This window comes from Streptomyces sp. NPDC042346, assembly GCF_055581845.1.
Genome location: NZ_JBVJEH010000001.1, coordinates 1363011 through 1384938, shown reverse-complemented (window position 1 = coordinate 1384938; position 21928 = coordinate 1363011). Strand labels below are relative to the sequence as shown.

Sequence of the window (21928 nt, the reverse complement as noted above, 5' to 3'; positions counted from 1 at the left end):
GGGGCGAGGTGGCGGGGTGAGGTGGGGGTGGGGTGTGTCGTGTGGGCGTAGCTGCCTGTGTGGATACCTAGAGCAACCGGGCCGCTCCGCCCCGTACATGGCGCAAACAGAGCGCAACGGGGCTCCCGCGCGCGGCCGGTGGCGTCGGCACGGCGTTGTTGCCCCTCCTGTGGTGCACACTTGCTCACTGGTACAGCGCTCACGGGGAAGGCGGCCTGGCAATGCTGACGGGGATCGAGGAGGTCGACTGGGCCTCGTTGGGGCACGCCTACGGCCCCGCGGACGACGTGCCGGCACTGCTCCGCGGACTCGCCTCCGCCGATCCCGCCGAGCGGGAGACCGCCCTCGACGGCATGTACGGCGCGGTGCACCACCAGGGCGACGTCTACGACTCGACGCTCGCCTGCATCCCCTTCCTCCTCGAACTCGTCGCCGACTCCGCCGTCCAGGACCGGGGCGGCATCGTCGAGTTGCTCACCAGCATCGGCGGCATCGAGCTGGACGACGACGAGGAACTGGACGAATTCGACCCGGAAGACGAGGAGTTCATACCGGCGGCCAACTACGCGATGGCCGCGGCCGCCATCGCCGCCGGGGCCGACGTGTTCCTCGGGCTCGTCGGGGACCCCGACCCCGAGGTGCGGCTCGCCGCGCCCTGCGCGCTCGCCTCGCTGCACCCCGACCCCGCGCGCGTCCTGACCCTGCTGCGCGAGCGGCTCACCGTCGAGCGCGACACCGAGGTGCGCCTCGCCCTGGTGGCCGCGGTCGGGCGGATCGCCCTGCGGCACGCGTCGCTGCGCGCCGAGACCGTCGAGTGGCTCGACTGGCTCGCGCGCGCCGCGCAGGACCCCGGGCTCCGGCTCGCGGCCCTCGCCCAGCTCGCGCGCTGCGCGCCGAGCGAGATCCCGGACGACATCGTGCGGTGGGTGACGGAGCTCCTGGAGGAGATCAGGACCGTCGCCCAAGGCGCCCAAGGCGCCGAGGGCTGTGGCGGCGGTACGGGGGCCGACGGCGGGCGGCCCGCCACGCCCACGCTGATCGGACAGGTCCGGGAGCTCCTGGAGGAGCAGGTGGCCGGACGGCCCGCCCCCTGGACAGAGGAGCTGCTCCGGACCCTGCACTCCGCGCTCGACGACCGCGTCGACGACCGGATCGCGCTGATCCTCGCCCAGCTGCGCAGCCCCGACCGGTGGCAGCGGTCGGACGCGATCTGGCTGTGCGGCGGGCTGATCCGGGTGTGGCGGGGGCGGTACGAGGAGATCGTCCGGCTCGTCGGCGCGCAGCTCCACGACCCGGAGCCGCGGCTCCGGGAGGCCGCCACCTCGTTCCTCGAACGGCTCTTCGAGCTGGGCGGGCCCGCCGCGGACGCGCTGGTGATCCGGCTGACGGCCGAGACGGCCGGACGGGGCGGGGCCGGTGCCCTGCGGGACGGCTCCGGCGGGCTCGTCGGGCGGTCCGGGCGGGACGGGGCGCTCCTCGCGCTGGCCCGCGCCGGGGACACCCGTGCGGTCCCGCTGCTCGCGCGCGCCCTGGAGGAGCCCGAGGTGCGGCGCGAGCTGCTGTACGCCATGGACGGTCTCGGGCCGGCCGCGGCGGGCCTCGCCCCGCTGCTGCGGCGCCGGCTCGCCGAGGTCGAGCTCGACGAGGGGCTGTTCGACCGGGCGGCGCCGTTGCTGTACGCCCTGGCGGCCGTACGGGGCGGCCAGGCGCTCCCCGAGGTGCTGCGGGTGCTGCGCGGTGCGCCGGAGCACCGGCGCGACTGGGTGCGGGAGGCGGCCCTGCGGACCCTGGCGGCCTTCGGCCCGGCGGCCCGGGAGGCCGTACCGGAGCTGCGCGTCCTGCTGGCCGCGGAGTCGGCCGCGGTCTCCACGATGGCCGCGCGTGCCCTGTGGGCCGCCGAGGGGGACAGGGGGGACGTACTGCCGACCCTGGAGCGGTGGCTGCGGCCCGGTTCCTCGGCCCCCGACTGGTGTTGCGCGGCCCTGTCCCTGGCCGCGATCGGCCCGGCGGCGGCCGGTTCGGCGGCCGCTCTCCGGCCCGGGCTCGCCTCGCGGGACCTGTGGGTACGGGTACGCAGTGCGACGGCCCTGTGGCGGGTCTCCGGGCGCGCCGACGAGGCGCTTCCGGTGCTGCTGGCGGCCTGGGAGGAGAACCGGCACGCGCGCGTGGACATCGCGGAGTGTCTGGCGGAGATGGGCCCGGCCGCGTCGGAGGCCCAGCTCACGATGCTCACCGAGCTGACCCGAAGACGTCGCCACAACGCCCGCGAGGGCGGCTCCGGCAGCCACGACATCCACCAGGACGAGAAGCTCCTGACCTTGTGCCGGGCGGCCCTGGCGCGGATGGAGCGGGGCGCGTTCTGAGGAGCGAGCGCGGCGCGTTCTGAGGCACGCGGGGCGCGTTACGAGGAGTGAGCGCGGTGCGTTACGAGGAGCCGGCGGGGCGCCTTCCGCGCGGGGAGTGGCGAGCCCGCTGAGGAGCGAGCGGCCACGTGAACCCTGCCGCGCCCGCTCGGCGGGCGTCAGGCCCGGGGTGCCTTCGGGCGGTCGTCGCGGACCAGGAAGACCGCGACCAGCGCGAAGACGACCATGAGGACGGTGACCGCCGCGGTCAGGAGCGACCAGCCGCCGGACCCGCCCGTGACCCCCTCGCCGACCCCGCCGGCCGCCAGGAACGTCGTCGGGTCGGTGATCGCGTGCAGCACGATCGCGGTCCAGATCGTGCCGGTCACCCGCATCGACAGGTACATGCAGGTACCGAAGGCGAACGTGTAGACGACGGTCGCCAGTACCGTGACCGCCGCCATGCCGGAAAGCACGTTGACGACGTGCATCAGGGCGAAGAGCGCCGACGACACGACCATCACGAAGCGCTCGGGGTGTCCCGCGCCCCGGAGCATCCGCACCACGACGCCCCGCGTCGCGAGCTCCTCCGCCACGCCCACGCAGACGCCGACCAGCAGGATCAGGGCGATCCGGTCCGCGTCCCAGGTGCTCCAGTCGGTGGCGCCGACGTGTCCGACGACGGCGAGGAGGACGAGTGCGGGTGCGATCCACATCCAGCCCCGGCCGCGCACGCGCTGACGGCCGAAGACGTCCCGCAGCCAGCCGGCCGCGGCGGTGAGGCCGACCAGGGCCGCCGCGCCGATCGCGATCGGCAGGACGAGCCCGAAGAAGATGCTCGCGCCCGTCCCGAGCACGTCATCGGTGTCGATGTCGTCCCCGAACAGCACCGAGACGAGCTGCCCGACGAGCAGGTAGAAGACCAGGTAGACGGCGACGACCAGGACCGCCTTCGCCGTCGTCGGCCGGTCGAAGAACCGTCGCACCCGGGATGCGGGCCGCCGCTCACCGGTCTGCTGCGTCATGCTCATGTGGTCCCCGCCCATCCGTGCCCGTACATCCGTCCCTGCCCGCAGAACCGGGAAGACCGTCGTTTGTCGAGCAAAGGCGGTCAATCCGCCCAGTCGCACAATAGGCCAATCATGGCGCGGGACGGACATCACGCCAGCACTCCCCTATCGGGGAGCAAAAGGAATATCTCTCCGCATATGGTCGACTGGATGGTCGACAGGCAGGTCGACGGGAAGGTCGACCGGAAGGTCGACGGGACACCGGACCGCCGCCGCAATGGAGAACCAGGAAGAGGAACGCATGAGACCGCTCGGCACAGCAGCCCTCGGCATCGCCGGGGTCCTGTGCGCCCTCGCCGCCCTGACCGGCTGCGGCGGCGGGGAGGGCGGGCTGAGGAGTGCCGGGCCCACGCCGACGGCCGTCGGGCCCGTACGGCTCTGGCCCGATCTGCCGCCCGCCACCGATCCCCCGATCGACTACGGCGAGTCGGACATCCAGCGCGTCCCCGGCGTGAAGGTGCCGGACAACGACGTCCACCACGTCGCTCCCGTCGCGGTCGTCCTCGCCGAGGTGCGCGCGCACCCCGACACGTACTCCGGCGGGGACGGCATGTACGAGGAGACCGCCCGGGCCATCGAGGCCTGCGGCGCGAAGCCCGGTGCGTGCCCCGTCCTGCGGCCGTACTACCGCGACCTCACCGGCAACGGCCGCGACGAGCTGATCGTCGGGATCCGGATGCCCGACCAGCAGGTCGGGGTGCGGGTCTACCTCGCCGAGAACGGCGGACTCACCCGGATCATGTCCACCGTCGACCAGGTCATCAGCGTGGAGCTGGCCGGCCGCGACCTGATCATGCGGGTGAGCTCGGCCGGCATCCCCGGGTACGAGTACCGCACCGCCTGGTCCTGGGACGAGCAGCAGGGCAGCATGCTGCCCACCCGGGACGAGATCGTCCGCGTCAAGCCCCCGGGCGCCGGGGCGTCGGCCGTGCCGCCCGCGCCGCAGCTCGTGAGCCCGACGCCCACCCCCGCGCTGCCGGCGCCCGCGTCCACCCCGGTGCCCGTCCCCCTGCCCGTGGAGCCGGGCCCGTGAGAGCGCCCCGGCTGCCCGGCTGGACCGCGACCCTCACCTGGAAGGCCGCGGTCTTCATCACGGTCATGTGCTGCGCCCTCGCCGCGCTCCTCGGCATCCTCGTCCACGTCTCGGTGACCGGCCAGACCGCGCACGACGCCCGGGAGAAGGCGCTCACGCGGCTCACCGAGGTCAGCCGCCTGTACGAGGCGGGCGAGCCGCTGCCCCGGTTCTCCGGCATCGACCCGCCGGGGCTCCCGGCCCCGCTGCGGGCGCTCGCGGCCCGGGGCGAGCACGGCACGATGGTCGCGGACCACCAGGGCCGGCCGACGATGTGGGCGGCGGGCCCCGCGGACGGCCGCGCGCTCGCCGTCCGCTTCGACTACACGCAGAGCGCCGAGACGATCGACGCGCTGGACCGGTCGATCGTCGGCTCGTCCGTCCTCGCGATCGGGGCGACGCTGCTCGTCGGCGCCTTCGCCGTCACCCGGGTCACGCGCCGGCTGCACCTCACGGCCCAGGTGGCCCGGCGGATCAGCGCCGGTGACCTGGACGCGCGCGTCAACGACCCCCGTACCGCGGACCCTTCGCGCCCCCAGGACGAGGTGGCGACGGTCTCCGGGGCGCTCGACACGATGGCCTCCTCGCTCCAGCGCAAGCTGCAGAGCGAGCAGCGGTTCACGGCCGACGTGGCGCACGAGCTGCGGACCCCGCTCACCGGGCTGTCGGCCGCCGCCGAGCTGCTGCCGGAAGGGCGGCCGTCGGAGCTGGTCCAGGACCGGGTGCGGGCGATGCGCGACCTCACCGAGGACCTCCTGGAGATCTCGCGGCTCGACGCCCGCAACGAGACCGTGGACCTGGCGGTGCACGAGCTCGGCCCGCTGGCCGCGCGGGTGGTCCGCGCCTCGGGCACGCCGACGGAGGTGCGGATCGTCCGGGACGCCACGGTGGAGACGGACCGGCGGCGCCTGGAGCGGGTCCTGGGCAATCTGATCGCCAACGCGCACAAGCACGGGGCCCTTCCGGTGGTGCTGACGGTGGACGGCCCGGTCGTGACCGTGCGGGACCACGGGCCCGGCTATCCCGGGTACCTGCTGGAGTCGGGGCCGCAGCGGTTCCGCACCGAGAGCGGGGGCAAGGGGCACGGTCTCGGGCTGACGATCGCCGTGGGGCAGGCGGAGGTGATCGGCGCCGAGCTCGTGTTCGCGAACGCCGAGGACCGCGGCGCCGTCGCCCGGCTGCGCCTTCCCGAGTACGTACACCTCGCCGAACCCGAACCCGAGCCGGCACCCGAGCCCAAGCCCGGACCCGAGCCCAAGCCGGACCCCGAGCCCGGCCCCGTACCGGAGGACTGAACAGCACCACACGGCACACCGTCACACAAAAGGGACATAGGGCATACCGCTTGCTACGTTGCGGACCATGACCACACCGCGCACGGACGCTCCCCCTCCCGGGGTCCGCATCCCGAAGCGCCGCGGCGTGGAACTCTCCCTCCTCGTCTGCGCCGTCTTCATCTCCGTCTCCGGCTACGCCGCCGTCGGCCTCGCCCGCAGCGGTGCCGTGCCGCCGGACGCCGCCCGCTACGGCGCCGGGCTCGGGCTGCTCGCGCTCGTCGCCCATCTCGCGGTCCGCTTCCGCGCCCCGTACGCCGATCCGCTGCTGCTGCCGATCGCGGTGCTGCTCAACGGCCTCGGCCTGGTGCTGATCTACCGCCTCGACCTGGAGACGCCGAACGACCAGGCGGCGGCGACCCAGCTGGTCTGGTCGACGCTCGGGGTCGCGCTCTTCATCGTGGTCGTCCTGCTGCTGCGCGACCACCGCACGCTCCAGGGGTACGCGTACGTCTCCGTGGCCGCCGCGCTCGCCCTGATGATCCTGCCGATCTTCTTCCCCGCCGTGAACGGCGCCAAGATCTGGATCCGGATCGGCGGGCTCTCCTTCCAGCCCGGCGAGTTCGCGAAGATCCTGCTCGCCGTCTTCTTCGCCGCGTACCTCTCCGCGAACCGCAACGCCCTCGCGTACACCGGCCGCCGGATCTGGAAGTTCCAGTTCCCCACGGGCCGGGTGCTCGGGCCCATCGTGGCGATCTGGCTGCTGAGCGTCGGCGTCCTCGTCCTGGAGCGGGACCTCGGCACCTCGCTGCTCTTCTTCGGCCTCTTCGTGATCATGCTGTACGTGGCGACCGGCCGGACCGGCTGGATCGCGGTCGGACTCGTCCTGGCCTCCGCCGGGGCCTTCCTCGTCGGCTCGCTCGAACCGCACGTGCACAGCAGGGTGGCGGACTGGCTCGACCCCTTCGCCTCGATCCGGGCGGGCGACGGGCCGGGGCAGCTGGCCCAGTCGCTGTTCGCGTTCGCCGCCGGGGGCATGCTCGGGACCGGACTCGGGCTCGGACACTCGGTCCTCATCGGCTTCGCCGTGAAGTCGGACTTCATCCTGGCGACGGCCGGCGAGGAGCTCGGACTCGTCGGCCTCACCGCGCTCTTCCTCCTGTACGCGCTCCTCGTCGCCCGCGGCTACCGCGCCGGCCTCGCGCTGCGCGACCCCTTCGGGCGGCTGCTCGCGATCGGGCTCGCGTCGATCGTGGCGCTCCAGGTCTTCGTCATCGCGGGCGGGGTGATGGGGCTGATCCCGCTCACCGGCATGGCGATGCCCTTCCTCGCCCAGGGAGGCTCGTCGGTGGTCACCAACTGGGTGATCGTGGCGCTCCTCATCCGGGTCAGCGACTCGGCCCGCGCACCCCAGCCGGACTCCGCCGACACCGGGACGCTCGCCCCGGTCAGGGAGGACGCCCCGTGATCCGTTACATCCGGCGGGCCGCCGCCCTCTGCCTCGTCCTCCTCGTCGCGCTGCTCGTCAACGCGGCCCGCGTGATGGTCTTCGAGGCCGAGGAGCTCGACGACAACCCGGCCAACCGGCGGATCGCCATCGACCGGTACGCGGAGCCGCGCGGCGAGATCGTCGTCGACGGGAAGCCGGTGACCGGCTCCCGGGACAGTGGACAGCAGCTCCGCTGGGAACGGACCTACCGGCAGGGGCCGTTGTACGCGCCGGTCACCGGCTACGCCTCCCAGACGTACGGCACCACGCTCGTCGAGCACGCCGAGGACGCGCTCCTCGGCGGAACGGACCCGATGCTCGCGCCGCTGCCCCTCTGGAACGACCTCACCCGGGGCCGGCAGCCGGGCGGCGACGTGGTGACGACGGTCCGCGCCCCGATGCAGGAGGCGGCCTACCGGGGGCTCGACGGGAAGCGGGGCGCGGTCGTCGCGGTCGAGCCGTCCAGCGGCCGGATCCTGGCGCTCGTCAGCTCGCCCTCGTACGACCCCGGGGTCCTCTCGGGGACGGGCGCGAAGGTCGCGACGGCGTGGAAGCGGCTCAACACCTCGCCCAACCAGCCGATGCTGAACCGCGCGCTGCGCCAGACGTACCCGCCCGGCTCCACCTTCAAGATCGTGACGGCCGCGGCGGCCCTGGACGCGGGGGTGGTGCGGGACGTGGACGCGCCGACCGACACCCCGGACCCGTTCGTCCTGCCGGGCACCCGGCAGGTGCTGCCGAACGAGGCGCGGGGATGCGGGGACGCGTCCCTCGCGTACGCGATCCAGTGGTCGTGCAACACCGTGATGGCCGGGATCGGGGTGGAGGTCGGGCTCGGCGGGATGGTCGACGCGGTGGAACGCTTCGGCTTCAACGACACCGGCCTCCGGGTGCCGTCCTGGGTCGCGAAGTCCAACTTCGACCGGGACATGAGCCCGGACCAGCTGGCGCTCTCCTCGATCGGGCAGTTCGACACGACGGCGACCCCGCTCCAGATGGCGATGGTCGCGGCGGCCGTGGCCAACAACGGGGAGATCGCCCAGCCGTACCTCGTCGACCGCACCACGACCTCCGGAGGGTCGACGGTGGACCGTACGGGCCGCCGCAGCTACCGGCAGGCGATGAACCCCTCGACGGCGATCCAGCTCCAGCGGCTGATGGTGCGGGCGGTCGAGGAGGGCACGGGCACGAACGCGGCGATCCCGGGGGCCCGGGTCGGCGGGAAGACCGGCACCGCGCAGCACGGCCTCGGCAACACCGGCACCCCGTACGCCTGGTTCATCGCCTGGGCGCAGGCGGAGGGCACGGCCCAGCCGGCCGTCGCGGTGGCGGTCGTCGTCGAGGACGCCGAGGCGGCCCGTACCGACATCAGCGGGGGCGGCAGCGCGGCCCCGATCGCCCGGGCCGTGATGCAGGAGGCGCTGCGCCTGGAGGCGGAGGCCCGGGACTAGGACCCGCGGGGGCTGGGGGACCGGCAGGACCAGCGGGAACCGGCAGGAGCCGTGAGACCCGCGGGAGCTGCGGGACCGGCAGGGTAGGCCCAACCGCGGCAGGCCCTACTCCGTGGCCGCCCCGTCCTCGATGGCCTCCTCCACCTCCGCCACCCGTGCCCGCTCCTCCGCCGCGAAGCGCTCCGCGTCGAGCCGCTCCGCGATCTCCTCGTCCTGGGTCATGAGCAGGTCGAGGTTGGAGTCGCCGAGGTCGAAGACGCCCATGTCCAGATAGGCCTTCTGGAGCCGCTCGCCCCAGAGGCCGATGTCCTTCACGCAGGGGACGATCCGGCTGAAGAGGAGCTTCCGGAAGAGCTGGAGGAACTCGCTGCGCTCGCTCAGCTCCTCGGCCTCCGCCTTCGGGATGCCGAAGTTCTCCAGGACCTCGACGCCGCGCAGCCGGTCGCGCATCAGGTAGCAGCCCTCGATGACGAACTCCTCGCGCTCGCGGAGCTCCGCGTCCGACAGCTGCCGGTAGTAGTCGCGCAGGGCCATCCGGCCGAAGGCCACGTGCCGGGCCTCGTCCTGCATCACGTACGCCAGGATCTGCTTGGGCAGCGGCTTGTCGGTGGTGTCGCGGATCATGCCGAAGGCGGCGAGGGCGAGCCCCTCGATGAGGACCTGCATGCCGAGGTAGGGCATGTCCCAGCGGGAGTCGCGCAGGGTGTCGTCGAGCAGGCTCTGGAGATTGTCGTTGATCGGGTAGAGCATGCCGATCTTGTCGTGGAGGAAGCGGGCGTAGATCTCGGCGTGCCGGGCCTCGTCCATGGTCTGGGTGGCCGAGTAGAACTTGGCGTCCAGGTCGGGGACGGACTCGACGATCCGGGCGGCGCAGATCATGGCGCCCTGCTCGCCGTGGAGGAACTGGCTGAACTGCCAGGAGGAGTAGTGCCGGCGCAGGTCGCCCTTGTCCTTCTCGGTCATCTTCGCCCAGTGGCGGGTGCCGTAGAGGTTGAGGACCTCGTCGGGGGTGCCGAGCGGGTCGTACGGGTCGACGTCGAGGTCCCAGTCGATCCGGGTGGCGCCGTCCCACTGCTTGTCCTTGCCCTTCTGGTAGAGGGCGAGGAGGCGCTCGCGGCCGTCCTCGTACTCCCACGAGAAGCGGGCCGCACCACCGGCCGGTACCTGCCAGACGGGTCCGGCGGGGGTGTTCACGTAAAGGTCGTGCGTCGACACTGACGACTCCTTCCGTCCGTTTCCAGCAGGCTCACACGTTGGTAGACGGATGGTCAACAAGTCGCGCGCAAGGGATTGACGGGGTTACTGACGGGCAGTCTCATAAAGGTGACCCCCGGTAACGTCCCCGGTGACGATTCCGGTGACGCCCCCGGCAACGCGACGGCGAGCGCAGTGAGGTGCCTCCCCCATGACCCCCTTCACCGAGCCCGACTTCGGTCTCCTCCGGGACGCCCTGGGGCCGCTGCGCGACCGTGAGCAGGTCGCCGAGCGGCTCCTGGAGTCCTCCCGCAAGCACTCCTACGATCCGGACACCGAGCTCGACTGGGACGCCCCCTTCGAGGACGGCAAGTGGTTCTGGCCGCCCGAGCTGCTCTCCCTCTACGACACCCCGCTGTGGCGCCGGATGTCCGAGGAGCAGCGGATCGCGCTCTCGCGCCACGAGGCGGCCTCGCTCGCCTCGCTCGGCATCTGGTTCGAGATCATCCTGATGCAGCTGCTCGTCCGGCACATCTACGACAAGTCCCTGACCAGCCATCACGTCCGGTACGCCCTCACCGAGATCGCCGACGAGTGCCGGCACTCGATGATGTTCGCCCGGCTCATCCAGCGGGGCGGCACCCCCGCGTACCCGGTCCCCCGGCTCTACCACAACCTCGCGCGCCTCCTGAAGACCGTCTCCACCACCCCCGGCTCCTTCGCCTCCACCCTGCTCGGGGAGGAGATCCTCGACTGGATGCAGCGACTGACCTTCCCGGACGAGCGGGTGCAGACCCTCGTCCGCGGGGTGACCCGGATCCATGTGGTCGAGGAGGCCCGTCACGTCCGGTACGCCCGCGAGGAACTGCGCCGCCAGATGGTGACCGCCCCGCGCTGGGAGCAGGAGTTCACCCGGCTGAGCTGCGGCGAGGCGGCCCGCGTCTTCTCCACCTGCTTCGTCAACCCGCAGGTGTACGAGGCCGTCGGCCTGGACCGGCGCGAGGCCGTCGCCCAGGTGAAGGCGAGCGGGCACCGGCGCGAGGTGATGCAGTCCGGGGCCAAGCGGCTGACGGACTTCCTCGACGACATCGGCGTGCTGCGCGGGGCGGGACGCCGGCTCTGGCGCTCCTCGGGGCTACTGGCCTGACGGGAGAGCGGGGCCGGGGCCGGTCCGGGGGCCGTACGCCCGGCACGAGCGCGGTTCGGGGCGGTTCGGGACCAGCACTCCTGGTCCGAGCGCGGTTCGGGTCCGGTTCAGGGCCGGTTCGGGACCGTACGCCTGGGCGGGGCGTTCCGCGGATACGCTGCGGAGCATGACGAGCGCCGCCACACCCGCGTACCGCAGGCTCACTGTCGAGGAGCGGCGCGGGCAGCTCCTCGACGCCGCCCTGGGGCTCTTCGCCCACCGGACGCCCGAGGACGTCTCGCTCGACGACGTCGCCGAGGCGGCCGGCGTCTCGCGGCCCCTCGTCTACCGCTACTTCCCCGGCGGCAAGCAGCAGCTGTACGAGTCCGCCCTGCGCTCCTCCGCCGACGCCCTGAACCGCTGCTTCACCGAGCCGCCGGTCGGGGCGCCGACGGAGCGCCTCGGCCGGGTGCTCGACCGGTACCTGGCCTTCGTCGACGAGCACGACGCCGGGTTCAGCGCCCTGCTGCGGGGCGGCAGCGTCGCCGAGACCTCCCGGACCACCGCGATCGTGGACGAGGTGCGGCGGGCCGCCGCCGAGCAGATCCTCGTCCACCTCGGGGCGGAGCGGCCGGGCCCCCGGCTCTCCATGCTGGTACGGACGTGGATCGCGGCCGTGGAGGCCGCCTCGCTCATCTGGCTCGACGAGGAGAAGCAGCCCCCGGCGCGCGAGCTGCGGGAGTGGCTGGTCGACCATCTCGTCGCCCTCCTCGCGGCGACCACGGCGAGCGACGAGGAGACGGCGGCGGTCGTCGGGCGGCTCCTCGCGCAGGAGACGCCCGAGGGGCCGGTGGCGACGCTCGCCCGCAAAGTGATCCCGGTGGTGGGCGAGGCGGCCCACCTGCTGTGAGCCGGTGGGGGCGGGAGGGCCCGGAGGGGTGAGACTGGAGGGGTGAGAAGCGAGAACACGCCCTTCCGCGGCGGCCCCCTCGACGGCACGGTCCTGCCGATCCTGGTCGGTCCGACCGGCCACCCGCCGAAGTGGTACGAGGTGCCGGTCCCGGCCCATGACGGACGCCCGCCGATGCTGCACGCGTACCGGCGCGAGCCCGCGGGGCACACGAAACGGCTCGGGATCCAGCGCGGCTGGGTCTACGAGTACGCCCCCGAGGGCCGCGAGCGGCGCGAGCTGAAGTGGCCGTGGTCCAAGCCGGGCGGCGGGGCGAACGGCGGGGCCGGCGAAGGCGCGAGCGGCGGGGCGAGCGGTGGCGCGCGGCCGACGGATGCTGAGCCGAACGGGTGAGCACGCCGAGCGTGCCCCGATTCATACGGTAATCGGATGAAGTGACGCGTCATCATCCCCCTGGAGGTGGTGACGTGTCGCGAAGGCTGCTGCGTACGGTCTGCACGGGGGCGCTGGCCGCGGCGACGGCCCTCACGGGGGTGGTCCCGGCGGCGGGCGCGGGGCCGACGGACCCGCCCGTGGACCCGGCGGCGCAGGCCCCGATCGCCTGGGCGGACCCGGCGGCGGAACCGGTCTACCCGGTGGACCCGGCGGCCGGGGTGCACCCGGCGGACCCTGCGGCCGGGGTGAACCCTGCGGGCCCGACTCCCGGGGTGGACCCGGCGGACCCTGCCGCGGAAGTACCTCCGGTGTCCCCGGACGCGCCGGACGACTCGGCCGCGCAAGCCGATCCCGTCGCCCCCCTCACCGATCCCGTCGACCTCACCGCCACCCCCACCCCCACACCCACGCCCACGCCCACACCCACGCCCGCCCCCGTCGACGACGCATCCGCGCTGCCGCCGCCCGGCGGGGACTCCGTCACCGGGCTCCTGACCCGTCTGCGGGCGCTCTACCAGCAGGCCGAGGAGGCCACCGAGCGGTTCAACGCCGCCGAGGAGTCGCTCAAGCTCCAGGCCGCCGACACGAAGAAGGTCACGGCCCGGCTCACCGCCGCCCGGACCGAGCTCGCCCGGGGCCGGGCCGCGGCCGGACGGCTCGCCAGGGAGCAGTACCAGGGCAGGGCCGTGTTCGACGCGTTCCCCTCGTACCTCCAGGCGCTCTTCGCGCGGGACCCCCAGTCCGCCCTGGACCAGGGACGCCTGCTGGCCCGCGTGGCCCGCGACCGGGCCGGCACCGTCTCGCGGCTCGAAGGGGCCGAGCGGCGGGCCGGCGCACTCGCGAGCGCCTCCCGCAAGGCCCTCGACCGGCAGCAGACCCTCGCCGCCGCGCAGCGCACCCGGCGCGACGAGGTGACGACGAAGCTGCGCGAGGTCGAGAAGCTGCTCGCCTCCCTCTCACCCGAGCAGCTCGCCCGGCTCACCGAGCTGGAGCGCGTCCAGACCGCGGGCGCGCAGCGCGAACTCCTCGACTCAGGCGCCCTGGACGGCCTCCGCACCCCGTCCCGGGCGGGCGCGGCGGCCCTGAGCTTCGCGGTGGGCCAGATCGGCAAGCCGTACGTGTGGGGGGCCGAGGGCCCGGAGTCGTACGACTGCTCGGGGCTGACGCAGCAGGCGTGGGCGGCGGCGGGGCGGGAGATTCCGCGGACGAGCCAGGAGCAGTGGGCGACGCTGCCCCGGGTGTCGCTGTCCGAGCTCCGCCCGGGGGACCTGGTGGTCTACTTCCCGGGCGCCACCCATGTGGCGCTCTATCTGGGCGAGGGCCTGGTGGTGCAGGCGCCGCGGCCCGGCGGGAAGGTGAAGGTCTCCCCCGTCGCGGCGAACCCGCTGCTCGGCGCGGTCCGCCCCGATCCGGGCGGGGAGGCCCTGGAGGCGTACGCGCCGCCGACGCTTCCGGCGGGGGCCGAGGAGGGCGGGGACGAGGGGTACGACCGCTCGTGAACTGCCCTTCGCCGTAAGCCTCTTGCCCTCACAAGTAATAAGCGCCAAGCTTGCTGGGTCCTTACAGTTGCCCGCCCCGGACTGGGAGCCCCGTCATGCCCAAGCTGCTGCCGGACACCGGACCGCAACGCACCCTCGCCGCGTCGAACTTCGTCTACACCGTCGGCAGCGGCCTCTTCCTCACCGCCGGGGTCCTGTACTTCACCCAGGCCGTGCACCTCCCCGCCGCCACCGTGGGACTCGGGCTCGGCATCGCCGGGCTCCTCTCGCTGGCCGTGGGCATCGCCGTCGGCCATCTCGCGGACCGGCACGGCGCCCGCGCGGTCTACGCCGCGACGCTGCTGGTCCAGGCGGTGGCCACGGCGGGCTTCGTCCTCGCGGACGGCTTCTGGCCGTTCGTGCTCGCCGTCTCGACGGCCACCGGGGCGAAGGCGGCCGGACTCGCAGCCCGCGCACCGCTGATCCGGCACTACGGCGGCGACCGGCCCCAGGAGTTCCGCTCCTATCTGCGGGCCGTCACCAACGTCGGCATCTCCCTCGGGGCGCTGCTCGCGGGCTGGGCCGTCCAGGTCGGCACCCTCGACGCGTACCGGATCCTGGTCGTCGGCAACGCCCTCGCGTTCGCCGCGGCGGCGGCCGTCCTGGTCCTCCTGCCGCCCGTCGCGCCCGCGCCCGCCGCCGAAGGGCCCCGCTGGATCGCCCTGCGGGACCGGCCGTACCTCGTGCTCACCGCGCTCGACGGCGTCATGGCCATCCAGTTCAAGGTGCTCACGGTCGCCGTCCCGCTCTGGCTGGTCGGGGCCACGACCGCCCCGCACTGGCTGGTGTCGGGCGCGATGCTCGCCAACACCGTCCTCGTCGTCGGACTCCAGGTCCGGGCGAGCCGCGGCATCGACTCGCCCCGGGCCGGCGGCCGCGCCTACCGTCGCGCCGGAGCGGCCTTCCTCGCCTCCTGCGGCCTGGTCTCGCTCTCCGCGGGCGTCCCGGCGTGGGCGGCCGTCGCCCTGCTCCTGACCGGCGTGGTCGTCCACACGGTCGGCGAACTCTGGCACGCGGCGGGCGGCTTCGAGGTGTCCTTCGCCCTCGCCCCGCCTCACGCCACCGGCCAGTACCTGGGCGTCTTCGGCCTGGGCGCGGGCCTCTCCGAGGCTCTCGGCCCCGGGCTCCTGATCGCCCTCTGCATCACCTGGGGGCGCCCCGGCTGGTTCGTCGTCGGCGCGCTCTTCGCCGTCGCCGGTCTCCTGACCCCGCTCGCGGTCCGCCGGGCGGAGGCCGCACGTGCCGGTGCCGGGGCTCAGTCGAAGAGGGACATGACGCCGAGCACCCAGACCGTCGCGAAGGCGACGGCCCCCACGACGCACCCGGCGCCCGCGAGCACCCCGCCGACCGACCAGGGCGCGTCGGGGGCCTCGTACGCCTCGTCGGGCTCCGCGTAGGAGTCGGGGTCGTCCCAGTCGACCGGGTGCCCCAACTCCTCGGCGCAGGCCGCCCTCACCGCCACCAGCCGCTCCTCGGCGAAGGCGGTACCGGCCAGCGCTTCGGGGCCGCGCCACGCGAGGGCCTTCATGCGCCACCCGGGAGACCCGTACCGCTCCTCGAAGGCGGCGGTCTCGTCCGCGTCCCGGTCCACTTCGAGATACATCCAGCGCCCCGCCTCCGCGGCGTCGCCGTACAGCCGGTACACCTCGGCCAGACGCCGGCGGAGGGTCAGGTCGTACGGGAAGGACGAGACGAGGCCCCGCAGGCGCTGACGCGCCATCGGCACACGGCCGGCGGCCAGGTCCGCGTCCACACGGGCCAGGGTGTTCGAAAGGGACATGCCTCATTGTCGAACACCCTGGTACCGCGTCTCGACCGGATTTCGCCGCCCGGACCACTGCCCAGAGCGCCGACCGGCCCTCGCCGTCAGGCGCCGGCGACCTCGGCCAGGTACGCGTTCGTCTTCTCGGGGTCGAAGAAGAAGTTCTCGAAGTCGGACGGGTCGTTGAAGCCGTTCGCGAAGCGGTCGGCGACCGGCTGGAGCCGGCCCGCCGCGCCGATCAGGTTGAGGACGTGCTCCGGCGGGACGCCCAGCATCGCGTTCGTCCACTTGGTGACGTGCCGCGCGGTGTCCCAGTAGCGGTCGAACGTGGCCTGCATCCAGGTCTCGTCGAAGGGCTTGTCGCCGTGCGCGACGATCGCGTCGAGGTACGTGGCGGCGCACTTGGACGCCGAGTTGGAGCCCTGGCCCGTGATCGGGTCGTTGGCGACGACGACGTCGGCGACACCGAGGACGAGGCCGCCGCCGGGCAGCCGGCCGATCGGGTTCCGGACGGTCGGCGCGTACCGGCCGGCGAGGGTGCCGCCCGCGTCGGTCAGCTCGACCCTGGTGGCCCGCGCGTACTCCCAGGGCGTGAACTTCTCCATCAGCTCCAGCGTCAGCGCCAGGTGCTCGGAGGGGTCCTTGACGCCCTGGAAGACGTCGATCGGGCCGCCGGGAACGCCCTCCCAGAAGAGGATGTCGGCGCGGCCGCCGGTCGTCAGGGTCGGCATGACGAAGAGCTCGCCGACGCCCGGGACCAGGTTGCAGCGGACCGCGTCGAAGTCCGGGTGCTCGGGGCGCGGGCCGAGGCCGTGGACGTACGCCACGGCCAGCGCCCGCTGCGGCTCCGCGTACGGCGAACGGGACTCGTCCCGGCCGAACATGGAGACCAGCTCGCCCTTGCCCGCCGCGACGAGCACCAGGTCGTAGGTGCGGGAGAAGTAGTCCAGGTCGCTCACGGCCGCGCCGTGTATGACGAGCTGGCCGCCGCGCTGGGCGAAGGTCTCCATCCAGCCGGCCATCTTCACGCGCTGGTCGACGGATTGCGCGTAACCGTCGAGCTTGCCGACCCAGTCGATCGCGCGGCCCGAGTCGGGGGCGGCGACGGAGACGCCGAGGCCCTCGGTCCTGGGGGCCTGCGACTCCCAGAAGTTGAGGCCGAGGTCCCGCTCGTGCTGGAGGGCCGTGTCGAACATGCACTGCGTGGACATGACGCGCCCGGCGCGGATCTCGTCCGCCGTCCGGTTCGACATGAGGGTGACCTCGTACCCCTGCGTCTGAAGTCCGAGGGCGAGCTGCAGACCGGACTGGCCGGCGCCGACTATGAGTATCTTCCGCATGGGTGGTGCTCCTGGCGACTGTGAGAACTGCTCGTGAGAACTATTCGGGGGTGGCTTCGAGCGCGTGCGCGACCATGGAGAGCAGGGTCTCGACGACGCTGTAGCGCTTGCGCGCATCCATGATCACCACCGGCACGTCCGCGGAGACCGTCAGGGCCTCCCGGACGTCCTCCGGCTCGAAGCGCTCGGTGCCCTCGAAGTGGTTGACGGCCACGATGTACGGGAGGCCGCAGCTCTCGAAGTAGTCCAGGGCCGGGAAGCAGTCGGTCAGCCTGCGCGTGTCGGCGAGCACGATCGCCCCGATCGCCCCGCGCACCAGGTCGTCCCACATGAACCAGAAGCGCTGCTGTCCCGGCGTACCGAAGACGTACAGCACGAGGTCGTTGTCGAGGGTGATCCGGCCGAAGTCCATCGCCACCGTGGTGGTGAGCTTGTCCGGCGTGGACGTGAGGTCGTCGGTGTCCTCGCTCGCCCGGGTCATCAGCGCCTCGGTCTGGAGCGGGGTGATCTCCGAGACCGCGCGGACGAAGGTGGTCTTGCCCACGCCGAAGCCGCCCGCGACCACGATCTTCGTCGCGATCGGGGCCCTGGTGTGGTCGAGCTGCCAGTCCTGGGCGCCGTCCTCGGTATCGAGCAGGGGATCCCCGGCCCGCGGCTGGACGGGGATGCCGGCGACGGCCGGCGGTTCGGAGACGGCGGTGGCGTCAGAGACGACGGAGTCCACTCAGCACCCTTTCGAGGAGCGCGCGGTCGGGCTGGCCGGTGCCGTGACCGGTCCCGTACACACGGATCTTTCCCTGGTCGGCCAGGTCACTGAGCAGCACCCGGACGACCCCCAACGGCATCTTCAGCAGTGCCGAGATCTCCGCGACCGTACGCATCCGACGGCAGATCTCGACGATGGCCCGCATCTCCGGCATCAGACCGCGGGCGCCGGGCCCGCCGTCCGTCAGGACCTTGCGCGCGGGGGCCGCTTCGAGCGCCGCCACGAAGGTCTCGACGAGCAGGACGTGGCCGAAGCGGGTCCGGCCGCCGGTCAGCGAGTACGGGCGGACGCGCGAGGGGCGCCGCCCGTCTCCCCGTACCGGCAGTTTGTGGGCGTGAAAGGCGGCGGACGCGGACGCAGACGTCACTGGGTGCTCTCCATCACTGGGTGCTCTCCATCGATTTGCGCAGCTCACTGCGGACTTCGGGGGTGAGTACGTGTCCGGCGCGGCCCACGAAGAGCGCCATGTGGTACGCCACGACGCTCATGTCGCAGTCGGGGGTGGCGTGCACGCCGAGCAGCGAGCCGTCGCTGATCGACATCACGAAGACGCTGCCCTCCTCCATCGCCACCATGGTCTGCTTGACCCCGCCGCCGTCCATCAGCCGTGCCGCGCCGATGGTGAGGCTGCCGATGCCCGAGACGATCGTGGCCAGGTCGGCGCTGGAGCCGCGCGGCCCGTCGGGACGGCCGGCTTCGGCGGCGGCCGTCGCGGCCTGCTGGGTGGCCGGGTCGGACGAGAGCAGCATCAGCCCGTCGGAGGAGACGACGGTGACCGAGCGGACTCCCGGTACCTCCTCCACGAGATTGCCCAGCAGCCATTGCAGGTTGCGGGCCTCCGTGCTCAGTCCGAACGTTCCCGTCGCAGTCAACTGCGTGCCTCCTCGACTGTGTCCCCCGTCATCTCCTCTGTACGTGCAGGCCTTGCGGCGTCTATCCGCGCCGAGCCACTCTCCATCTCCGCCTCGACGTCCCGGCGTCCGGCGTTGGCGCCCTGGTGGAAGCCGCCGAGCCGGCGGCGCAGGGCCTCGGCGTCCACACCTCCCTGACGGGGGGTGGTGGGGGCTTCGGCCTTGCGGACCACCTGCGGGGTGCGCTTGGGAAGGCCCTTGTCGGTGACCCGCTCCCACTGGGCGACGCGGGGGCCCGGAATCGGCTGGTCGGAGGCCGGTTCGGGGGCCGGGGCGGCCGACGGGGCGGTGGGGGCCGAGGGGGCGGTCGGTGCGGCCGTGACAGGCGGGGCCGGGGCGACCGGGGCGACCGGGGGCTCGACGCGGGCGGCGGCGGGGGCGTCCCCGTCGGCGGCGCGCTCGTGGGCGTCCGGCTCGGGCTGCGGGTCGGGCAGCCGGACCTGGAGCGTGGTCTCGGAGACGGACTCCACGTATCCGGCGGGCTCGGGTGCGGGCTCGTAAGCCTGCTCGGGCTCGTATGCCTGCTCGGGCCCGGGCTCGTACGCCTGCGCGGGCTCGTACGCCTGCGTCGGCTCCGGCTCGGGCGCGTACTGCTGCTGGGGCTCGGAGGCCTGGGCCTGCGCGTGTTCCGGCGCCTGGCCCCCGTCCGGCGTCCGGGGCTCGGTCGTGCCCGCCGCCTCCGCCGCCAGGAACGCGCGCTCCGCGGCCTCCACCAGCGGGTCGCGGGTCCGGGACGGCAGGGTGTTGGAGTTGGCCTCCGCCGCCGAGCCGGGCAGGTGGAGCGTGGGCGCCGCGCCCGCCACCCGTACCGGCGGCTCCGACACGGCCGCGGGAAGGGCCGCGGGCAGCAGGGGCAGCGGCAGGACCACGACGGCCGCGATGCCGCCGGGCTTCTGCTCGCGCAACTGGACGCGGACGCCGTGGCGGGCGGCGAGCAGGGCGGTCACCCGCATGCCGAGCCCCTCGCCCTCGAAGCGGTCCGGGTCGGCCTCGGCGAGGCGCGCGTTGAGCTCGGTGAGCCGGGAGTCGGTCATGCCGATGCCCGCGTCCTGGACGGAGAGCATGACCTCGCCGCTCTCCAAGAGCCAGCCGGAGAGCTGGACCTCGGCGTCGGGCGGCGAGAACGACGTGGCGTTCTCCAGGAGCTCGGCGATCAGGTGGCTCAGGTCGTCCGCGGCGAAGCCGGCGATCTGGGCGTGCGGCGGCAGGGACTGGATGGTGACCCGCTCGTACCGCTCGATCTCGCTGACGGCGGCGCGCAGGACGTCGACGAGCGGGACGGGCCCGGCGTGGCCGTGGACGTGCTCGTGGCCGGCGAGGACGAGGAGGTTCTCGCTGTGGCGGCGCATGACGGTCGCCAGGTGGTCGAGCTTGAAGAGCGTCGCGAGGCGGTCCGGGTCCTGCTCGCGCTCCTCCAGCTTCTCGATCACGCCGAGCTGCCGCTCGACGAGCCCGAGGCTGCGCAGCGAGAGGTTGACGAAGGTGTGGTGGATGGTGCCCTTGAGGCGTTCCAGGTCGGCGGTGAGGAGGGCGACCCGGCCCTGGAGGTCGGCGCGCTGGGCGGCGATCTCCGCACCGAGCGTCTCCTTCGCGGCGGCGAGTTCGGCGTGCTCGCCGGTGAGCCGCTCGCTGTGGGCCGCGAGGCCGGAGAGCTTGCCGTGCAGGGTGTTGAGGGAGCGGACGACCTGGGCGAACTCGTCGTTGCGGCCGGTGAAGCGGACCGGCTCCTCGGCGTGCGGCTCGGGGGCCCCGGCGAGCCGGGCGGCGCCGATGCGGAGCACGGCGAGCGGCCGGGTGAGGGTGCGGGCGACGTAGGTGGAGATGCCGATCGCGACGAGGAGGCAGCCGCCGAGGAACGCGATGCGCAGTTCGAGGGCGGTGACGTCGTCGTCCCGGAGCGCGGCGAGGTGCTCGACCCGCTCGGCGGCGAGACGGGACTCGACGCCGCGCATCTGCTCGATACGGGCGGACAGCGCGGCCTCCAGGCCGGCCGGGTCGGTCTCGCGCTCGGACTCGGTCAGCCGGGGCTGGTCGGTGAGGGTGGCGAGCGAGCGTTCGGCGCTCTTGACGTCGGGTCCGGCGACGGTCGCGGCGATCGCGTCGCGGGCGGTGGCGCCGGCGGCCTGGTCGAAGTCGCCGAGGGCGGCGAGTTCCCGGACGCGGGCCTGCTGGGCGGCGGCGGTGAGGGCGTCGCGGGCGCGCTCGGCCTCGTCGGCGCCCTCGGGCACGTCGGGGACGTAGGTGCCGGTCTCGGCGTCGTAGTGGACGTCCCCGGTGGGCTCGGGCTGCGGCACGGCGAGCGCGGCGAGGAGCAGGCCCCGGGCGGCGGAGGCCTGTTCGACGGCGCGGCCGAGGGCGGCGGGGGCGCGGGTGGCCTCGGTGAGCGCGGTGTCGGCGGCGCGGGGCGGGGTCTTCTCGGCGAGCTCGTCGGAGAGGGCCTGGAGTTTGGTGATGACGTCCGAGTACGCCTTGTGGGCCTCCAGGGCCGTGCCCTTGCCGGTGAGGGCGGTGCGGCGGATGGAGGGGACGCCGGCGAGGTCGCGGCGGAGCTCGGTGGCGGCCGCGGGCCTGATCTCGTCGATCTGGCGGTCGACGCGGGCGGACCGGACGTCGGTGACCTGGCGCTTGTCCTTGGCGGCGCCGGTCTGCGCGTCGCGGCCCGCGGCGATGTAGGCGACGACCTCGTCGCGCTCGTCGGCGAGGGAGTGCGCGAGGGTGACGGCCTGCCGGTCGAGCTCGGCGAGGGTGACCAGGCGCTGGGAGTCGCTGAGGTCGGCGGAGGCCGCGAGGACCGCGGGGGCGCCGGCGGCGAGGACGGTCACGCCCACGAGGGCGACACCGGCGACCAGGCGGTTGCGGACGCGCTTGGCGCGGCCGGCCGGGGGCTGCGTCTGCGACTGCTTCTGCGTCGGCGTCTGCTTCTGCTTCTGCGCGGGGAGCGTCGCGGCGGGCTCCGAAGGGTGGCCGCCGGCGGGCGCCGTGGCGGTGCCGACCGGGGTCGGCGGTACACCGGGGGTCTGGCTCCGCGCGCCGTTCTTGCTCCGAGGCCGCTTCTTCTCCACCGGTGCTCGCATTCTTGACTCGTCCGCCCACAAAGCAGAGGTGACGACCGGTCACGTGGAGCGCCCCCACCCCTGGTACGGCTTCCGACCATTCCAGCGCTTCTGGGAAGGGGGCGCGCATCGGCCGCTCCGCCACCCGAACGAGTGAACAACACTCATGAGTTGGCGAACAACTCCCCGGGGCGG

General features: G+C 73.6%; 17 protein-coding genes and 1 pseudogene. 10 read left to right on the top strand and 8 right to left on the bottom strand.

Translation table 11 applies throughout. The features are described 5' to 3' along the window. The first annotated feature begins 221 nt into the window (after positions 1-221). On the top strand, positions 222-2363 hold the full coding sequence (locus ACZ6K0_RS06575) for a PBS lyase (protein WP_376400087.1): 2142 nt from the start codon (positions 222-224) through the stop codon (positions 2361-2363). A 158-nt stretch (positions 2364-2521) separates the two neighbouring features. On the opposite strand, the gene ACZ6K0_RS06570 is transcribed toward ACZ6K0_RS06575, so the two are convergent. After that, the gene (locus ACZ6K0_RS06570; RefSeq protein ID WP_469227642.1) at positions 2522-3367 is read right to left on the bottom strand and encodes a CPBP family intramembrane glutamic endopeptidase; all 846 of its coding nucleotides are present in this window, start codon (positions 3365-3367) and stop codon (positions 2522-2524) included. Between the two features lie 286 nt (positions 3368-3653). Between ACZ6K0_RS06570 and ACZ6K0_RS06565 the strand changes: the two genes are divergently transcribed. The 4 genes from ACZ6K0_RS06565 to ACZ6K0_RS06550 all read left to right on the top strand — a co-directional run bounded on the left by ACZ6K0_RS06565 (position 3654) and on the right by ACZ6K0_RS06550 (position 8698). Then, positions 3654-4445 carry a hypothetical protein gene (locus ACZ6K0_RS06565; protein ID WP_469227643.1) on the top strand — a complete coding sequence of 264 codons (792 nt, stop codon included), beginning with the start codon at positions 3654-3656 and terminating at the stop codon, positions 4443-4445. Continuing rightward, positions 4442-5779, top strand: a complete 1338-nt coding sequence (locus ACZ6K0_RS06560) for an ATP-binding protein (RefSeq protein ID WP_469227644.1) — start codon at positions 4442-4444, stop codon at positions 5777-5779. Before ACZ6K0_RS06565 ends, ACZ6K0_RS06560 begins: the two co-directional genes overlap by 4 nt. 67 nt (positions 5780-5846) lie before the next feature. Continuing rightward, positions 5847-7226: an FtsW/RodA/SpoVE family cell cycle protein gene (locus ACZ6K0_RS06555; protein WP_376400098.1), complete on the top strand. Its 1380-nt coding sequence runs from the start codon at positions 5847-5849 to the stop codon at positions 7224-7226. Further along, on the top strand, positions 7223-8698 hold the full coding sequence (locus ACZ6K0_RS06550) for a penicillin-binding transpeptidase domain-containing protein (protein WP_469227645.1): 1476 nt from the start codon (positions 7223-7225) through the stop codon (positions 8696-8698). The genes ACZ6K0_RS06555 and ACZ6K0_RS06550 overlap by 4 nt, the downstream gene beginning before the upstream one ends. Before the next feature lie 105 nt (positions 8699-8803). Here the strand turns inward: ACZ6K0_RS06550 and ACZ6K0_RS06545 are convergent, their stop codons facing one another. Continuing rightward, positions 8804-9913 (bottom strand): ferritin-like domain-containing protein, encoded by a 1110-nt coding sequence (locus ACZ6K0_RS06545; protein ID WP_469227646.1) that lies wholly within the window; start codon positions 9911-9913, stop codon positions 8804-8806. 190 nt (positions 9914-10103) lie between these two features. On the opposite strand from ACZ6K0_RS06545, the gene ACZ6K0_RS06540 reads away from it, so the two are divergent. From ACZ6K0_RS06540 to ACZ6K0_RS06520, 5 genes and pseudogenes are all read left to right on the top strand, one after another. Continuing rightward, a complete protein-coding gene (locus tag ACZ6K0_RS06540; RefSeq protein ID WP_469227647.1) occupies positions 10104-11039 on the top strand; it encodes an AurF N-oxygenase family protein in 936 nt (311 codons plus the stop codon). Positions 11040-11205: 166 nt separating this feature from the next. After that, positions 11206-11928: a TetR/AcrR family transcriptional regulator gene (locus ACZ6K0_RS06535; RefSeq protein ID WP_469227648.1), complete on the top strand. Its 723-nt coding sequence runs from the start codon at positions 11206-11208 to the stop codon at positions 11926-11928. Positions 11929-11970: 42 nt separating this feature from the next. Beyond that, positions 11971-12321 carry a hypothetical protein gene (locus ACZ6K0_RS06530; protein ID WP_469227649.1) on the top strand — a complete coding sequence of 117 codons (351 nt, stop codon included), beginning with the start codon at positions 11971-11973 and terminating at the stop codon, positions 12319-12321. Between the two features lie 74 nt (positions 12322-12395). Then, positions 12396-13862 carry a C40 family peptidase gene (locus tag ACZ6K0_RS06525; RefSeq protein WP_469227650.1) on the top strand — a complete coding sequence of 489 codons (1467 nt, stop codon included), beginning with the start codon at positions 12396-12398 and terminating at the stop codon, positions 13860-13862. 95 nt (positions 13863-13957) lie between these two features. Continuing rightward, positions 13958-15148, top strand: a pseudogene (locus tag ACZ6K0_RS06520) (MFS transporter); the annotation flags it as partial. Between the two features lie 8 nt (positions 15149-15156). Here the strand turns inward: ACZ6K0_RS06520 and ACZ6K0_RS06515 are convergent. From ACZ6K0_RS06515 to ACZ6K0_RS06490, 6 genes are all read right to left on the bottom strand, one after another. Next, the gene (locus ACZ6K0_RS06515; RefSeq protein WP_469227651.1) at positions 15157-15681 is read right to left on the bottom strand and encodes a DUF6584 family protein; all 525 of its coding nucleotides are present in this window, start codon (positions 15679-15681) and stop codon (positions 15157-15159) included. Between the two features lie 86 nt (positions 15682-15767). Further along, positions 15768-17003: a styrene monooxygenase/indole monooxygenase family protein gene (locus tag ACZ6K0_RS06510; RefSeq protein WP_376400120.1), complete on the bottom strand. Its 1236-nt coding sequence runs from the start codon at positions 17001-17003 to the stop codon at positions 15768-15770. A gap of 40 nt (positions 17004-17043) precedes the next feature. Then, positions 17044-17727, bottom strand: a complete 684-nt coding sequence (locus tag ACZ6K0_RS06505) for a GTP-binding protein (protein ID WP_376400123.1) — start codon at positions 17725-17727, stop codon at positions 17044-17046. After that, positions 17708-18136, bottom strand: a complete 429-nt coding sequence (locus tag ACZ6K0_RS06500) for a DUF742 domain-containing protein (RefSeq protein WP_376400125.1) — start codon at positions 18134-18136, stop codon at positions 17708-17710. Before ACZ6K0_RS06500 ends, ACZ6K0_RS06505 begins: the two co-directional genes overlap by 20 nt. A 13-nt stretch (positions 18137-18149) precedes the next feature. Then, the gene (locus tag ACZ6K0_RS06495) at positions 18150-18641 is read right to left on the bottom strand and encodes a roadblock/LC7 domain-containing protein (protein ID WP_376400128.1); all 492 of its coding nucleotides are present in this window, start codon (positions 18639-18641) and stop codon (positions 18150-18152) included. Next, on the bottom strand, positions 18638-21754 hold the full coding sequence (locus tag ACZ6K0_RS06490) for a nitrate- and nitrite sensing domain-containing protein (protein ID WP_469227652.1): 3117 nt from the start codon (positions 21752-21754) through the stop codon (positions 18638-18640). Before ACZ6K0_RS06490 ends, ACZ6K0_RS06495 begins: the two co-directional genes overlap by 4 nt. Positions 21755-21928: the final 174 nt, after the last annotated feature.

Coding starts and splice junctions, on each gene's coding strand:
- ACZ6K0_RS06575 (WP_376400087.1), top strand. CDS start 222: ATGCTGACGGGGATCGAGGAGGTCGACTGGGCCTCGTTGGGGCACGCC.
- ACZ6K0_RS06570 (WP_469227642.1), bottom strand. CDS start 3,367: ATGACGCAGCAGACCGGTGAGCGGCGGCCCGCATCCCGGGTGCGACGG.
- ACZ6K0_RS06565 (WP_469227643.1), top strand. CDS start 3,654: ATGAGACCGCTCGGCACAGCAGCCCTCGGCATCGCCGGGGTCCTGTGC.
- ACZ6K0_RS06555 (WP_376400098.1), top strand. CDS start 5,847: ATGACCACACCGCGCACGGACGCTCCCCCTCCCGGGGTCCGCATCCCG.
- ACZ6K0_RS06540 (WP_469227647.1), top strand. CDS start 10,104: ATGACCCCCTTCACCGAGCCCGACTTCGGTCTCCTCCGGGACGCCCTG.
- ACZ6K0_RS06535 (WP_469227648.1), top strand. CDS start 11,206: ATGACGAGCGCCGCCACACCCGCGTACCGCAGGCTCACTGTCGAGGAG.
- ACZ6K0_RS06515 (WP_469227651.1), bottom strand. CDS start 15,681: ATGTCCCTTTCGAACACCCTGGCCCGTGTGGACGCGGACCTGGCCGCC.
- ACZ6K0_RS06510 (WP_376400120.1), bottom strand. CDS start 17,003: ATGCGGAAGATACTCATAGTCGGCGCCGGCCAGTCCGGTCTGCAGCTC.
- ACZ6K0_RS06490 (WP_469227652.1), bottom strand. CDS start 21,754: ATGCGAGCACCGGTGGAGAAGAAGCGGCCTCGGAGCAAGAACGGCGCG.